Below are 14,369 nucleotides of genomic sequence, written 5' to 3' on the forward strand. Positions count from 1 at the left end.
CCGAGATCAATCAGGCCATCCGCGCCGCCAAGGACCTATTGCAGGCGTTTCGCTGGTCGTTGCCGGCATGGGCAGATTGGGATGTCGCAGAATTTGCAGCCAATCCCGACTTGGGCGACTGGTTGCAGCTTCATCAGATGGGCTGGGATGTGACGGATTTCGGCTCGGGCGATTTTGCGCGGCGCGGTCTGGTGTTGTTCTGCCTGCGCAACGGTATCCAGTCTGACGCGACAAGTCTGCCCTACGCTGAAAAGCTGTTGTTCGTCGGGGAAGGGCAGGAAACTCCGTTTCATACCCACAAGATTAAGCTGGAGGACATCATAAACCGTGGCGGCGGGGATTTGATGATCGAGTTCCGCCAGCCTGACGGTGTCGATGATCCAATTGTTCTGCGCTGTGATGGCTTTGTCCACCGGCTGGACCCGGACGAACCGCTATGCCTGAAACCCGGATCAAGTGTCACGATTCCATGTGGTCTTTATCACCGCTTCTATGCGCGCGCAGGCAGCGGCATGGTGCTGGGCGGTGAAGTGTCTCAGGTCAATGATGACGGATCGGACAACTATTTTCTGGAGCCTCTGGGGCGGTTTTCTTCCATAACGGAAGATGCCCAACCCGTGCATCCCTTGTGGAATGAAGTGGGGTCGACCCCGTGACCACGCGCGAAGGCATAATTTGTGCGGGCAACTGGATCGTGGATCTCGTACACGAGATTGCGCATTGGCCCGCTGAGAGCGATCTGGTTCGCATCGACGGGCAAGACAAGGGCGTGGGTGGCGGTGCGGCCAATGTTGTGACGGCGCTGACCAAGCTTGAAACCGGGCTACCGCTTTGGCCGATGGGCGCCATCGGTCAGGATGACTTCGGGAAATTTATCAAGGCGCACTGTCATGAACTGGGTCTTCCAACGCATCTGATCTCGGAAAAACCAGACACCGCGACGGCACATACCCATGTCATGTCTGTTACCGGAAGATCGCGCACGTTCTTCTATCAGGGCGGCTCCAATGACGTGCTGTCTGATCAAGATTTCCCGACGGGCGTTTTTGAAAGCCATAAAGCGCGCATTTTCTATCTGGGCTACCTGACCCTGTTGGCCGATCTGGATCGGATCACGGATGATGGCAGCACGCCTGCGGCGAGGGTGCTCTCCCGTGCCGGCGCCGCAGGTATGACCACCTGCGTTGATCTTGCTTCGGTTGATCGCCCTGATTTCTCGAAGATCGTCGCGGCGACAATTCCACAAATCGACTATCTGATATTGAACGAAATCGAATTGGCCCGCGCGAGTGGCCAGACTCCACCTGTCGCCAGTCAGACGCCGAATATGCAGGACATGATCGAGATGGCAAAGGCGCTGATCAAAGACGGGGTCCGGCGGGCCGTGGTCGTTCACTGCCAGCAAATGGCGCTCTGGATTGGGGTTGATGGGCAGGTCGCACACGTCCCGGTCGTGCCCTTACCGCGTGAACTGGTCGCAAGCCCCTTGGGCGCAGGCGATGCCTTTTGTGCCGGAATTTTGTATGCGCTTCATGAAGGCTGGACACCGCAGCGTGCCCTGGAACTGGGCCATGCCATCGCAAGGGCCTCCTTGCGCGGGGTCACAGCCACCGAAGCCATCCCGAATCTGAACCAACTGACCGATCAACTGGATCGGCAGACAAAAGGCATCACGACATGAACCAGCTTCATGTGATGTCAAAACTGTCTTTAGAGGAGGAAAAGACAATGACTATCATCCCCAGACGTAGCTTTTTGGCAATGACGACCGCAGCAATGACGGCAATGCTGCCGCTCGGTGCGATCGCACAGGACGCCCCGGTAATTGCCAGCATCGTGTTCCAGGGCGACCAGTTCATGCAGTTCCTGCAAACGGGTGTGCGCGAAACCGCCGAAGCGGCGGGCGCAGAAGTACTGGAAATTAATATCGACGGCGATCAGGCGCGTGAAATTCAGGCCATTGATACCTACATTTCGCGCGGCGTCGATGCGATCGTGATTGCGCCACTTTCGGCCGCGAATTCGGGCCCTGCTTTGCAGCGCGCACGTGACGGCGGTATTGTTGTGGTTGCCCTGAACGGCGGCCTTGAGGATGCCAGCATTGCACACGCGACCTTCTCAACGGCCAACCGTGATCTTGGGGCATCCACCGGCGCTGCCGCCGCCAGCTTTGTAAGTCATAGCCTTGGTGGCAAAGCAAATGTCGCCATTCTGGCGTTCTCGTCGCTCTTGCCGGAACAGTCTGGCGACCGGACAGGCGGTTTCAAGGATGCTGTCGCTGAAGGCAATTCCATCGAGATCGTGGCCGAGCAGGACGCCTGGATGCCAGAAGCCGCAGTTACTGTGGCCACCGATATTCTGACCGCCCACCCCGAGGTCAATGTCATCTACGCGGCAAACGAAGGCGGCACCGTGGGGGCGATGCAGGCGGTGCGCAACGCGGGTCGTGCCGGTGAGGTCTTTGTCTTTGGCATCGACGGATCGGAACAGCTGGGTCGGGGTCTTTTGGCGGGCGACAATGTTCTGCAGGCGGTGACTGCTCAGGCGCCGCTCCAGATGGGTGCCATGGGTGCCGAAGCCGCCCTTGCCATTCTTGCAGGCGAAGAAGTCGAGGCACAAACCACTGTGCCGGCAATGCTTCTGAGCAGGACCGACGCGGATGGCGTCACCGCGTTCCTGGAAAGCATTCAGTAGAATCAATGGCAGGGGGCCGTGTTGGCCCCCTGTTTCACTGATCATCACAGGCAAAGGCAGGTAACCCGTGTCAAATCTGATCCTTGATCAGCTCACCAAGCACTACGGATCGGTCAAGGCACTTGACGGATTTGTACACGAGTTCACAGCCGGGCAGGTTCACGCACTGATTGGCAAGAACGGTTCTGGCAAGAGCACCTTCGTCAAGATGATGTCAGGAGCGATCCAGCCGACGTCAGGGTCGATCCGGATTGGCACTGTCGAGACACGGTTTTCCAATCCGCGTGAAGCGCAAGAAGCCGGCATCGCCACCGTCTATCAGGAACTCAGTCTTGTCCCGGAATTATCGGTCGAAGAGAATATCTTCCTTGGTCGGCTACCCCACAAACGCTCTGGCCTGATTGATTGGGCGCGGTTGCGTCGTGATGCCAGCGACCTGTTCAAAGAGATTGGTGGGCTGGACATCGCGCCGCAAACCCGCGTTGCGGATCTTTCGGTTGGTCAGCAACAAATGGTCGAAATCGTCAAAGCGATGAGTTTTCGACCCAAAGTCCTGCAACTGGATGAACCCACCTCTGCGCTGGCGCAGGCAGAAGTTCGGCAACTCTTTACTCTGGTGCGTCGGCTGCGCGAGCTTGGTGTTACCGTCATCTATATTACGCACCGGCTGTCTGAACTGGATCAGATCGCGGATACCGTCACCGCAATCCGGGACGGAAAATTCGTGGATTCCGTACCGATCAAGGAGGCCACCCCGGCCGTCATCCTTGATATGATGTTTGGCAATCTTCCGCCTCTCCAGCGCCCGACCAAGACGATAACGCGGGAAACACCGGTGCTGAGCGCGCGGCATCTTGCACTCGCATCCCATTTCGACGACGTGAGCTTTGATCTTTACCCGGGCGAGGTTCTTGGCATTGCCGGAATGCTCGGATCGGGACGAACCGAGTTGTTGCATTGCCTGTTCGGGGCCATCGTGGCGGATCAAGGTGAGATATCAGTGAACGGGCAGATCGTGGCGCGGCCCGATATCCCGACGATGAAGGCGCTGGGGATTGGCTACACCTCCGAAGATCGCAAGCATTCCGGCCTTGTGCAGCTGTTGTCCTCACATGCCAATCTGTGTCTTGCCGGACTGGATCGGATCGCACCCAAAGGCTGGGTCAGTCACCGTACAGAAAAGCCGTTTGTCGACCGCCAGATTGCGGGGCTTCACATCAAGGCCGGCGATCCGATGTTACCGGTCTCTTCTCTTTCCGGCGGGAACCAACAGAAAATCGTTGTCGGCAACTGGATGAACAACACGCCCGACATTCTGTTGTTTGACGAACCCGCCCGAGGCGTCGATGTGCAGGCGAAACGCCAGATTTATGAACTCATCTGGGAAAAGGCGCGCGAGGGTCTGAGCTCGATCGTTGTTTCGACCGAATTGGAGGATCTGACCGAATGCTGCGACCGTATCCTTGTGCTGCGGGATGGTCGTATCGCCGAAGAATTCATCAACGAAGGCCTTGATGCCAAGGATATCTATGCAGCTTGCATGGCGGCACCCACAACCCAACAGGAGAGCGATGCATGACGCGCGACAAATTCATTTCCCATCTGCGCCGAAATTCGATGCTGATGATCCTGCTGGTCTTGTACGTGATCGTTGCGACAACGGCGCAGGGCTTTTTCACCCTGAACAACCAGCTGAATATCCTGAGGAATATTGCCGTCCCGGGTATGATTGCCTTTGGCATGGCTCTGGTGATCATTGTCGGAGAAATTGACCTGAGCGTCGGCTCCATGGTGGCCGTGTCCGCCTGTCTGACCGCCTGGATCGTCGAGAAGCTGGCCGGAAACGCCATTGAACCTGCCACCTGGACCGTCATTGCCGCCTTTGCCGGGACGCTGCTGTTTGCGGCCTCGGTCGGGTTCATGTCGGGCAAACTGCGGCAATTGGTTCAGGTGCCGACCTTCATCACGTCTCTGGCGATGATGGCAACCCTTGCGGGCTTGGCCAACCTGATCACCAATGGCGTCCCGATTTCGAGCTTTCCAAGCTGGTATTACGTCATCGGGTCAGGCCGTTTCTGGGGTGTTCCGGTTCCGGTTTTCCTGCTGGCGATTGCCTTTGCCATCACCTTTACCATCTCGAATTTCACGGCGCTGGGCCGGTCGATCTATGCGGTCGGCGGCAATATGGAGGCCGCGCGCCTGTCGGGCATCAATGTCTGGCGCACCAAGACCATCTGCCTGATGATGACCAGTGTCTTTGCTGCAACCGGAGGTATTATCTATTCGTCGCTGGTCAATGCCGGCAATCCGACCATTGCGCGTGGGCTGGAGCTTGAGGTGATCTCGGCCGTGATCATTGGTGGCATCAGCCTGTTCGGCGGCAAGGGGACGATCTGGGGCGCATTCATCGGTGTGCTGTTTCTGGGCGTACTGCTGAACGCGATGACGCTGTGGGGTTTCAACCCCTATGTGCAGCAAGTGATCAAAGGCGGTCTGATCCTTGGCGCGGTCTTCATCAACTTTTTCATCGACCGAAAGTGACTTGGCTCAACTGGGATAAAGGGCGTGCGCGTCTCACCCGATTTGGTGCGATGCTGACCGACCTTGAGTTTGACCTCCCGGACGGTCGCCGCATTGCGCCTTTGCATAAAGCACCCTGGCTGGGTGAGGTGTTGCCCAATGGTGTGCCGCCGCTGCTTGCCTGGCTGCAAGGAGAGTGGCCCTGTGTTCCCTTTGGCATGGCGCCACAGGGCCCTCTGGCCGGGGATTGGGCCGGTCTCTCCCGCATGCCTGATCCATGGCCGCACGGGTATGCCGCCAATCACGACTGGCGCATAACACCCGATGGCCCGCAGGCGGTGCGTGCAGACATCGCCTATCCGGGGACCGATCCAATCCATCACCTGACACGGCGGGTGAGCGGGGTGAGCGGCAAGGCTGCGGTAGACATCGCTCTTGGCATCCATATGCGCCGCAAGGCCTGCCTGCCAATTGGGTTGCATCCGGTCTTTCGTCTGCCAGCGGCCACCGGACAGGCGCGTCTGTGTCCCGGGCGCTATAAGCAGGCGTTTTGCTACCCCGGTGATACCGGCGGCCCCCCCGGTATTTCACGCCCCGCGCCGTTCCGGTTGGAAGATCTAACAGGGTTCGGGTTTGATCCAGTGGCGCTGCCCTATCCTGACCGGTCCGAGACGCTTTTGCTCCTGAGCGGCACCGACGGGACCTTCGCGCTGGAGAACCGCGCCGAAGATTATCGCGTCACACTTGATTGGGATGCAGAGGTCTTTCCCTCGCTCATGCTGTGGATCAGCAATGGAGGGCGAAACGCGCCACCGTGGAACGGCCGCCATTGGGCGCTTGGGGTCGAACCCGTTTGTTCCGCATTTGATTTGGGATGCTCGATTTCAGCGACAGAAAATCCCCTGACAAAAACCGGTGTGCAAACGTCGCGCATGCTGGCGCCGGATAGCCCATTTGACACCCGCTACAGCATATCCATCGCCGCGCTATAGGGTCTTGGGTGCGGGTCCGGTGCTGTCACGTTCGACGATCTGCAAGCTTAGAGCTGAAAGATCCGGTTTCGCGAAACGCTCCGGGTTGATCCGGTTCAGAAGCGTTTTTGCGGCCAGCTCTCCCAGCAATGAAATCGGCTGATTTACGGTGGTCAGGGTCGGAAAAATATGGGCGCTTTGTGGCAGGTTGTCGAACCCGATCACAGAAATGTCCTGAGGCATTTTCAGACCGCGTTCATGCGCGGCATGGATCGCGCCGATTGCCGCGATATCGGTTGTCCCAATCAGGGCGGTTGGTCGGTTTTTCGCCAGCACGTCCCGCGCCAGGGCGAAACAGGCATCAAAGCTATGATCTTCGCCAAGAGACACGCTGACCGGTTCAAGCCCCTGAGCCGCCAACGCCTCTTTGATCCCCTCCAGGCGCAGGGTGATGGGTCTTGAATGGGTGGGCGCGCCAATGACACCAATTTGCCGATGCCCCAGGCGCAACAGATACTCTGCCATCAGACGCCCACCTTCCCGGTGGTCAACGGATACCAGATTCACCGCGATCTCGTCGGGAGAACGGTCAACGGCGATAATTGGAATATTCTGATCTGACAGCCGCGTGAAATTCTGGTTCGTTGCAACCGACGCTGCGATTATGCCATCCACTTTCTGGCCAATGAGGGTCGAGATATATCGTTTTTCATTCTCTTCATTCTCCTCGGTATTGCAGATCAGGCAGTGGTAGCCGTTTTGAAACAAGGCTTGCTCAAGCGCCTGCGCCAGAATGCCAAAGAAGGGGACATCAAGGCTCGGCAGCAGGACGCCGACCAGCCCGCTGCGACCGCTGCGCATCTGACGTGCGCCAGCGTTTGGTTCATACCCCAGCTCTGCAATCGCCTTCTCAACCTGCGCGCGCGTCTTGTCGCTCACCGAGGCGCTTCTGTTCAGAACACGCGACACCGTTCCAAGCGATGTCCCCGACAGTCTCGCAACATCTTTTACGCTTGCCGGCTGTTGTTTTGGAGGCTTTGACGGCACAGGAAATCACCTTGTCAGTTGTGCACCGAGTTTAAGTGACCGGGACAGTTTAGACCAGCTGTCAAAACCTGCTTCGTGACCTGGTATTGCCTCTGATACTGGTCGGTATTGCATGCGAGAATTTGGGTACATTTCTGGCAGGTGACGAGTGTGCCGATCCCGAAGGAACGGTTCTCGTTTGAAGCTGGCTTGTCCTAGAGGGGTTTATAGGCGATGGCGTCGATCTCGACCTTGGCGTCCACCATGATCTGTGAGCGCACTGTGGACCGTGCCGGTCCGCCGTTTGGGAAATAGCTGGCATAGACACGGTTGAAGGTCCAGAAATCACGCGGGTCATCGAGCCAGACGCCGATTTTGGCAACATCTTCCAAGGTGCAATCTGCCAGGGCGAGGGCTGCGATCAGGTTCTCCATAGTCCTGCGGGTCTGGCTTTCGATGCCGCCTGCTTCGATCTCGCCGTTTTCCTTCATCGCAACCTGCCCTGAGATGAACACCAGATCGCCTGCGCGCACGGCGGGGGAAAATGGCAGCGGCTGCCCCCCGGCGCCGGTTCTGTCATTGCCGATGCGCTCGATTGTTTTGCGGGTCATGTCGGACGTCCTTCTTTTGATTGCAGTGTTGGTCTGTGCGGGATCGGCGCAACCGCCCCGTAGCCGGTGGTGGACAATGCAGCGCCGAGGTTCGCATGTTCTGCGGCTCTGATGCTGTCGCCATGACGCAGAAGCTCGGACAGGAATATGCCGTTGAAACAATCACCGGCGCCGGTTGCATCGACCGATTCCACAACCGCCCCCGGAACAAATGTGACCCTCTGATTTTCCGATACCGCCACGCCGTCGCGACCCAATGTCAGAGCAATGATGCGCGCGCCGAGGTTGTGATAGAACCGGATGATCTCGTCAGGGCTTTGACGTCCGGTGAGCTGTCGGGCGTCATCAAGTCCGGGAAGCGCAATATCGACGTGGCGCATCAGATCATGTGTCACGGCGCGTGCCTCCTCCAGTGACCAAAGCGCAGTCCGCAGGTTTGGATCAAATGCCGTGGTCACGTTTGACGCACGCGCGGTCATGACGGCGTGATAGGTTGTGGCGCACATGGTGCTGCTGATGCCGAGATTGATCCCTGAGGCGTAGAATATCCTAGCGGTGCCGATGGCATGTGTTGGCAGGTCGTCGGGGGTCATCCTGCTGGCGGCGGAGTGCCGTCGCCGATATAGAAAATGATGCCCCAGGTCGTCGTGGAACACGAAGTAGAGGCCGGTTTCCCCGCCTGCGACTGTCGAGACCAGGCTGCTATCGACATGCTCGCGGTGCCAAAGCTCCAGCAGCGCCTGGCCAAAGCGATCATCGCCGAGGCGTGATATCAGGGAGGTTGCCGTGCCCTGTCTCGCCGCCGCGATTGCAACATTCGAGACATCGCCGCCATATCCCATTACTAGCTGCCCGTCGGGTTTTTGATTGAACTCGATGAGGGGTTCGCCGAGGCAGACAAGATCAGTCATTTTCCACCTCGCAGATCAGGGCCCGGCGGAGCCGGGTATTGGATGTATGGAAGGGAGGCTGTCACCAGACTGCCCCCCGCGCGGCGACGGGGCAGGCGCCCAGAGATGTGGATCCGCGAATGAGCTCGACCTGATCAAGCATGTTGCTGACCACACAGGCGTGGTTGGGAACGATCCTTAGACGGTCGCCAACGTTGAGATGGATCGCCTCGGCCCGCAGAATGCCGTGTTCCTCGGATAGGCTGTCGACCCGGATATCCGGGCGGCCCATTACGTGGCCATGACCGTTCAGGCCCAGAAGGTCCGAGGTCAGGACTTTGGAGCCGGCGTCAATGATTGCGCGATCTTCGGTCGGGACGGACACCACCGTTGCCAGGACTGTCAGAGCGCAATCATCCCATGTGCAGATGCCCCGCGCCACCAGCGAGCGATCATTGTAGACGTAGGTTCCGATCCTGTATTCGGTCGCGATCGGGACATCCTGCGCCTGCCACATGCCCGGTGAGCCGCCGCTGGACACGACGCTGACTGTCTCGCCCGTTGCGTGAATGCGTGCTCTGGCCTCTGCGAGCCAGTTCTGGACGGATGCGTCTTTTCCAACAGGGGGGTAGGTCATCAACCCGCGAAACGCCAAGCCGGGGCGCGAGGCGATATAGCGGGCCAAGCTTTCAGCTGCCTGAGCGGTTTGCACACCGCAGCGCCCGGCCCCGGTGTCGCACTCGACCAGCACATTCAGCGGGGCCTCGGCGGTTTCGAAGGCCTGGGACAGGCCGTCGACAGTTTCGGTGTTGTCGGCGACAACGCTCAGCTTCACCTGCTCTGACAGGGTCCGAAGCCGCTTCAGCTTGCGCTCGCCAAGAATATTGTAGGTGATCAGAACATCGTCAATTCCCCCTTCGGCCACCATGGCCTCGGCTTCGCTGATCTTCTGGCAGGTGATGCCAACCGCTCCGGCCGCGATCTGGCGCCGCGCCAGAAATGGCAGTTTGTGGGTCTTGATGTGGGGTCGCAGGGATAGGTTGTGCCTGTCACAATGGGCTTGAAATCGGTCGATATTCGCTTCGGCAATATCAAGGTCGACAAGGACTGCCGGTGTGTCGATCTGGGAAAACATCATGAGCCCTTCGATGCGTGCGGGTTTTCCACAATCGGCCAGATCGCGCGGGTCAGCCGTTTGTAAGCCGTCTTGGTGGGATCATTCGGATAGGGCCCGTCGACAGCGGCATAGAGGATCTTGGATGCAACTGCTGAGAATGCGCCGTGGAAGTGATTGGTGGATTTGACGACCAGAATTTTCTTGCTGTGGATATCAATGCCCAGATTGGTGAAGAGATCCGGCGAGAATGCCTGACTGCGGTTGGTATTCAGCACAACCTCGATGCCATCGACCCTGATGACAGAACAATCTCCCAGTGGAACAACCGAGGTCCCGAAGCTCTGCACCGCGTTGCGCTGGTTGCGAAGAACGGTCACGACGGCGTCTATCGGATCACCGGCAAATGCAGAGGTCTTGCTGCCAAATCGCAGCTCCAGTTCCGCACCTTCCCCGGCGGCGTGACACAGGCGGACGGCAATGGGATCCCAGATTGTGCCGAAGGCCGCAGAGGTGATGCCCTGGCGTAGCGCTTCTGCGAGGATCAGCGTGGAATCGCCAGCTACGCCGCCGCCCGGATTGTCCCAGACATCGGCAATGACCACGGGGCCGTTTGGTGCATTCTGGGCCAGTCGCAGAGCATCAGCGGGGGGCAGATATTCGGGTTTGGCGATACCTCGAAATGAAAACAACTCTTGCCCCAGCTCGCGGGCAATTTTCTCAGCTTTTGGCAGGTCGCCGTCAGTGATCACGATGATCTTTGCGCCAAGATCGGGGGAATCCCCGGCCATGAACCCGTGAATGGCTGAGACGGACAGAACCTCGCCCGCTGCTTCCATCGCCTTCATCCTGTCGACAAATCCGCGCATCGGGTTGCGGCTGGTCGGCAAGACATCAATCATGCGAACGTCGTAGACTGCTTTTGTTGGCGTGATTTCGCCACGGGCCCTACGCAGGGTCAGGTCTACGCAGGCTTCACCGGTCTCGACAAAATCGGTGTGCGGGAATTCCTTGAACACCGTTATGATGTCGGCATTCTTCACCCGCTTGTCACTCAGGTGGCTATGCGGATCGAAGCTGACGCCGATTGTGGTCTCGGGGCCGGCGATCTGGCGCACGCTCTCGATAAGCGATCCTTCGCAATCGACGCAGCCTTCGGCGATCATGGCCCCGTGCAGGCCAAGCACCACGGCGTCCAGAGGCAGTGCCGCCCGGACCTGACCCATAAGTTCCTGCTTCAGCTGGTGCCAGGTGGACGCATTCAGCAACCCGCCGGGTTCGGCCCATGTGGCGGTTCCTTCAATGAGTTCAAACCCTTCCTCTTTGGATCTTCGGCGAAGCGCGGGAAAGACGGCGCTGCACAGGGTCGGAGTGTCAGGGTGCTTTCCCGGAGGGGCGTAGAAGCTCTGCTCGAAATTGGAAAAATCCGTGCGCAACGGGGAAAACGTATTCGTTTCGGTCGCAAGAGATGCGCAGAAGATCCGCATTGTTGTGGTCCAATCCGTAGGGAGATGCCGGAGGTGTGTCTTGGCTTCCGGTGGGCGTTTCCGCCGGATTGCTCCGGCGGAAGGGAGGATCAATCGAGATAGGCGTCAGCGTTTGCCGCGGAGACGGCATCACGGAACTGGCTGAGCAGTTCGCGCGCCTTGTCATCCATGTTTTCGGCGACATGTGCTTCGAACGCAGGCTGAGCCGCCTTTGCCATCGCGGTGCGTTGGTCGGCTGTCAGGGCGGTCACCTCGATTTTGTCCATCAGCCCGGCAAGGCCGCGATCGGATGCCTCGATGATCCGGCTCAGGCCACGGCTGGCTACGACGCAGTTTTCTGCGGCGGTATGGATGGTTGCGCGTTCGTCATCTGTCAGACCTTCATAGAATGCGCGGTTCATCAGGAATGTGTATGGCGAGAACAGGTGGTTGGTCAGCGTCATATACTTCTGCACCTCGGCAAAATTTGCGAAGGAGATGATTGGAACCGGGTTCATCTGACCGTCGATGACACCTGTTTGCAGGCCCGAGTAGACCTCGCCCCAGGACAGTGGATAGGCTTCGGCACCAAGCGATTGCATGATTTTCTGGTGCGATGGCAGCGTCATGGTGCGCACCCGAATGCCGTCAAAATCCTCGAGATTGGCAATCGGTCGTTTTGAGTTGGTGACAGCGAAGAATCCGCCGGTGTCCGGGAAGCCGAGGACGACGACGCCGGGCAGTTCTGCTTCGATATCGGCTTTCAGCGCCTCACCAAAGGGACCGTCGAACACCGCATATGTGGACGCGTTACCCGTAAATGCGAAGGGCAGGTTCAGAATGTCGATGCGCGGATAATAGCTGGCCAGCGCCCCAGTCGATGTCAGTGTCGCCTGGATGATACCGTCCTGTAGCTGCTGCACGTGCTCGGCGGCAGATCCGAGCTGGTTGGACCCAAAAACTTCGACGGTCACCGCGCCATTGGTATCGGCGGCGACGAGGTTCGAAAACACGGCGGTACAAGCATGTGCCGGGTTTTCGAATGGGTCGGTTTTATTGTCATGGCCAAAGCGGATGACGCTTTCTGCGCTGGCAGCATTTGCCGTCGTAATGGCCGCGACGGCCAGTCCCGCGAAAAGAGATTTCATTTTTTCCTCCAGTTGGTTCTTGGTTGGTTGGGTCGTCTTATTGGGCGTAGCCAAGCGCTCTGGGCAGCCACAGGGCCGCGTCCTCCCAGAAGGCAAAGGCGAACAGGATGCCGATTTCCGCGATCAGAAACGGAAGGAGCTTGATCGAAATTCTCTCCAGTTTTTCACCGGTGACAGACGACAGAACGAAGAGGCAGGCCCCCACCGGAGGCGTCATCAGCGAGATGTTGAGGGCGAGAACAAAGATGATCCCCGCGTGGATCGGCTCAAGGCCGACGCTTTCGGTCAAAGGCACCAGAACAGGAGCCAGGATGATGAGAATGGCGGTGATATCCATCACCATGCCGATGAGCAGAAGCAGGCCGATAATGATGGCGATGACCATGTAGCGGTTGTCAGAGAGGCTCAGCACGGTCTTGGCAATCAACTGGGGGATACGTTCGAAACTCATCCACCAGCCAAGAATGCCTGCGAAGGCGATAATGACAAAGATAACGCCCATGATGCGCGCGGTGCGCACAAGCATCATGTAAAAGCTCTTGAAGGTCAGCGTCCGGTAAACAAAAACGCCGATGAACAGCGCATAGGCCACCGCGATAGAGGCCGCTTCGGTTGGCGTGACGACACCGCCCAGAATACCGCCCAGAATGATAACCGGCATCGCCAACGCCGTAAGCGAGGACAGGAATGTCTCCCAGATTTCTCGCAGGGTGGCGCCGCGGATGGCTTTCGGCAGGTTTTCGCGTTTGCCGCCGATGACTATCACAATCATGCAGACGAGGCAGATCACCAGCCCGGGCAGAACACCCGCCGCAAATAGTCCCGCAATAGAGACGCCCATCAATGAGCCGTAGACCACCATGAGACCCGATGGCGGAATGGTCGGCCCGATGATTGACCCAGCAGCGGTCACGGCACAGGCGTAGTCGCGTTTGTAGCCCTCCCGGACCATGGCGGGCACAAGCGTACGTCCGAAAGCGGCGGCGTCGGCCGTGGCCGATCCGGTCAGCCCGGCAAAAAACACCGACGCCAGCATGTTGGTATGTGCCAAACCGCCACGGAACCGCCCGACCAGAACCTGCGCGAGTTTGACAAGGCGGCTGGTGATCCCGATGTCATTCATGATCTCGCCGGCCAGAATGAAGAACGGCATGGCAAGAAACGGAAAGATGTTGAGACCGTTGAAGATCTTGCTCGGCCCAACCGCGAGAAAGTTTCCGCCCCCCATCTCGATAAGGCCGACAACCCCGGCAAGACCGATAGCAAAACCAATGGGCATGCCAAACAATACGAGAACGACAAATGCGGCGGCAACGATCATGCTATCGCTCCTCAGCCTGGCCGGGATCCATGACCGGCGGGCGGTCGACATAGGTGCCCAGATCACGCACCAGGACGAGCAGGATCTGCACACAACAGATGGCGGCAGCGGCGGGGATTGCGGCGTAGAACGGGGCCAGGCTCATCCCGAATATCATCGCGTCACGCGGGGCCCCGCTCATCGCGAAGCCGACGCCGTAATAGGCGACGTAGAGAAACAGCAGCAGCGTCAGAACATCCATCAGTATCAGAAGCGCCTGACGCATCCGGACCGGAATGGCATGGATAAATGCGGTCAGCCCGATGTGTTCGCGGCGTGAGATGCCGGAGGACACTGCAAGCATCGCGGCCCAGATCATGAGATATCGGGCGATCACTTCGGGCCAGGGGAGCTGCCAGTGAAAGTAGTAGCGGTCCATAACGCCCAGCCAGACATCCAGCACCAGAGCCAGCATCAATGCCGCGACAATCGCTTCGATCACCGCATTGATTTTCGCGCTTGTCTGCGCAAACGTCTGTCGCATGAACATCCCTCCCAAAAAGGCCGGCAGCGTAACCGAGTTACACAATTGCAGGGAAAACTGTGACCATCAAGACAAATTTGTTACT

14 protein-coding genes are annotated in these 14,369 nt (G+C 58.5%); 6 read left to right on the top strand and 8 right to left on the bottom strand.

The features are described 5' to 3' along the window. Positions 1 to 38: 38 nt before the first annotated feature. The 6 genes from VWY60_RS15595 (at position 39) to VWY60_RS15620 (ending at position 6,206) form a co-directional block, all read left to right on the top strand. Entirely contained in the window at positions 39 to 656 is a 618-nt protein-coding gene (locus tag VWY60_RS15595; protein WP_416541085.1) for a D-lyxose/D-mannose family sugar isomerase, read from the top strand. Positions 657 to 694: 38 nt separating this feature from the next. Continuing rightward, complete coding sequence (locus tag VWY60_RS15600; RefSeq protein ID WP_416541227.1) at positions 695 to 1,681, top strand: carbohydrate kinase family protein; 987 nt, start codon at positions 695 to 697, stop codon at positions 1,679 to 1,681. 80 nt (positions 1,682 to 1,761) lie between these two features. Further along, positions 1,762 to 2,694 (top strand): substrate-binding domain-containing protein, encoded by a 933-nt coding sequence (locus tag VWY60_RS15605; RefSeq protein ID WP_416592526.1) that lies wholly within the window; start codon positions 1,762 to 1,764, stop codon positions 2,692 to 2,694. Between the two features lie 67 nt (positions 2,695 to 2,761). After that, positions 2,762 to 4,273 carry a sugar ABC transporter ATP-binding protein gene (locus tag VWY60_RS15610; RefSeq protein WP_416541087.1) on the top strand — a complete coding sequence of 504 codons (1,512 nt, stop codon included), beginning with the start codon at positions 2,762 to 2,764 and terminating at the stop codon, positions 4,271 to 4,273. Then, positions 4,270 to 5,235, top strand: a complete 966-nt coding sequence (locus tag VWY60_RS15615) for an ABC transporter permease (protein ID WP_340546636.1) — start codon at positions 4,270 to 4,272, stop codon at positions 5,233 to 5,235. Before VWY60_RS15610 ends, VWY60_RS15615 begins: the two co-directional genes overlap by 4 nt. Then, positions 5,232 to 6,206, top strand: a complete 975-nt coding sequence (locus VWY60_RS15620) for a hypothetical protein (RefSeq protein WP_416592527.1) — start codon at positions 5,232 to 5,234, stop codon at positions 6,204 to 6,206. The genes VWY60_RS15615 and VWY60_RS15620 overlap by 4 nt, the downstream gene beginning before the upstream one ends. Here the strand turns inward: VWY60_RS15620 and VWY60_RS15625 are convergent. The 8 genes from VWY60_RS15625 to VWY60_RS15660 form a co-directional block, all read right to left on the bottom strand. After that, positions 6,201 to 7,232 carry a LacI family DNA-binding transcriptional regulator gene (locus tag VWY60_RS15625; RefSeq protein WP_416541089.1) on the bottom strand — a complete coding sequence of 344 codons (1,032 nt, stop codon included), beginning with the start codon at positions 7,230 to 7,232 and terminating at the stop codon, positions 6,201 to 6,203. The genes VWY60_RS15620 and VWY60_RS15625 overlap by 6 nt on opposite strands. A 194-nt stretch (positions 7,233 to 7,426) precedes the next feature. Next, positions 7,427 to 7,822 carry a RidA family protein gene (locus VWY60_RS15630; protein WP_416538180.1) on the bottom strand — a complete coding sequence of 132 codons (396 nt, stop codon included), beginning with the start codon at positions 7,820 to 7,822 and terminating at the stop codon, positions 7,427 to 7,429. Beyond that, positions 7,819 to 8,733: a sugar kinase gene (locus VWY60_RS15635; RefSeq protein WP_416541090.1), complete on the bottom strand. Its 915-nt coding sequence runs from the start codon at positions 8,731 to 8,733 to the stop codon at positions 7,819 to 7,821. The genes VWY60_RS15630 and VWY60_RS15635 overlap by 4 nt, the downstream gene beginning before the upstream one ends. A gap of 61 nt (positions 8,734 to 8,794) precedes the next feature. Next, positions 8,795 to 9,850, bottom strand: a complete 1,056-nt coding sequence (locus VWY60_RS15640; RefSeq protein ID WP_416592528.1) for a D-TA family PLP-dependent enzyme — start codon at positions 9,848 to 9,850, stop codon at positions 8,795 to 8,797. After that, positions 9,847 to 11,313 carry a M81 family metallopeptidase gene (locus VWY60_RS15645; RefSeq protein ID WP_416541092.1) on the bottom strand — a complete coding sequence of 489 codons (1,467 nt, stop codon included), beginning with the start codon at positions 11,311 to 11,313 and terminating at the stop codon, positions 9,847 to 9,849. Before VWY60_RS15645 ends, VWY60_RS15640 begins: the two co-directional genes overlap by 4 nt. 89 nt (positions 11,314 to 11,402) lie before the next feature. Then, positions 11,403 to 12,440, bottom strand: a complete 1,038-nt coding sequence (locus tag VWY60_RS15650) for a DctP family TRAP transporter solute-binding subunit (RefSeq protein WP_416541093.1) — start codon at positions 12,438 to 12,440, stop codon at positions 11,403 to 11,405. A 37-nt stretch (positions 12,441 to 12,477) separates the two neighbouring features. Continuing rightward, complete coding sequence (locus VWY60_RS15655; RefSeq protein ID WP_416541094.1) at positions 12,478 to 13,761, bottom strand: TRAP transporter large permease; 1,284 nt, start codon at positions 13,759 to 13,761, stop codon at positions 12,478 to 12,480. A gap of 1 nt (position 13,762) precedes the next feature. Next, positions 13,763 to 14,284 (bottom strand): TRAP transporter small permease, encoded by a 522-nt coding sequence (locus VWY60_RS15660; RefSeq protein ID WP_416541095.1) that lies wholly within the window; start codon positions 14,282 to 14,284, stop codon positions 13,763 to 13,765. Positions 14,285 to 14,369 lie beyond the last annotated feature (85 nt).

Origin of the sequence: Phaeobacter sp. JH20_26, assembly GCF_048056275.1 — a bacterium.
In the GTDB taxonomy this organism is placed as follows: Bacteria; Pseudomonadota; Alphaproteobacteria; order Rhodobacterales; family Rhodobacteraceae; genus Phaeobacter; species Phaeobacter bryozoorum.

Coding starts and splice junctions, on each gene's coding strand:
- VWY60_RS15640 (WP_416592528.1), bottom strand. CDS start 9,850: ATGATGTTTTCCCAGATCGACACACCGGCAGTCCTTGTCGACCTTGAT.
- VWY60_RS15605 (WP_416592526.1), top strand. CDS start 1,762: ATGACGACCGCAGCAATGACGGCAATGCTGCCGCTCGGTGCGATCGCA.
- VWY60_RS15655 (WP_416541094.1), bottom strand. CDS start 13,761: ATGATCGTTGCCGCCGCATTTGTCGTTCTCGTATTGTTTGGCATGCCC.
- VWY60_RS15660 (WP_416541095.1), bottom strand. CDS start 14,284: ATGCGACAGACGTTTGCGCAGACAAGCGCGAAAATCAATGCGGTGATC.
- VWY60_RS15650 (WP_416541093.1), bottom strand. CDS start 12,440: ATGAAATCTCTTTTCGCGGGACTGGCCGTCGCGGCCATTACGACGGCA.
- VWY60_RS15635 (WP_416541090.1), bottom strand. CDS start 8,733: ATGACTGATCTTGTCTGCCTCGGCGAACCCCTCATCGAGTTCAATCAA.
- VWY60_RS15615 (WP_340546636.1), top strand. CDS start 4,270: ATGACGCGCGACAAATTCATTTCCCATCTGCGCCGAAATTCGATGCTG.
- VWY60_RS15645 (WP_416541092.1), bottom strand. CDS start 11,313: ATGCGGATCTTCTGCGCATCTCTTGCGACCGAAACGAATACGTTTTCC.
- VWY60_RS15630 (WP_416538180.1), bottom strand. CDS start 7,822: ATGACCCGCAAAACAATCGAGCGCATCGGCAATGACAGAACCGGCGCC.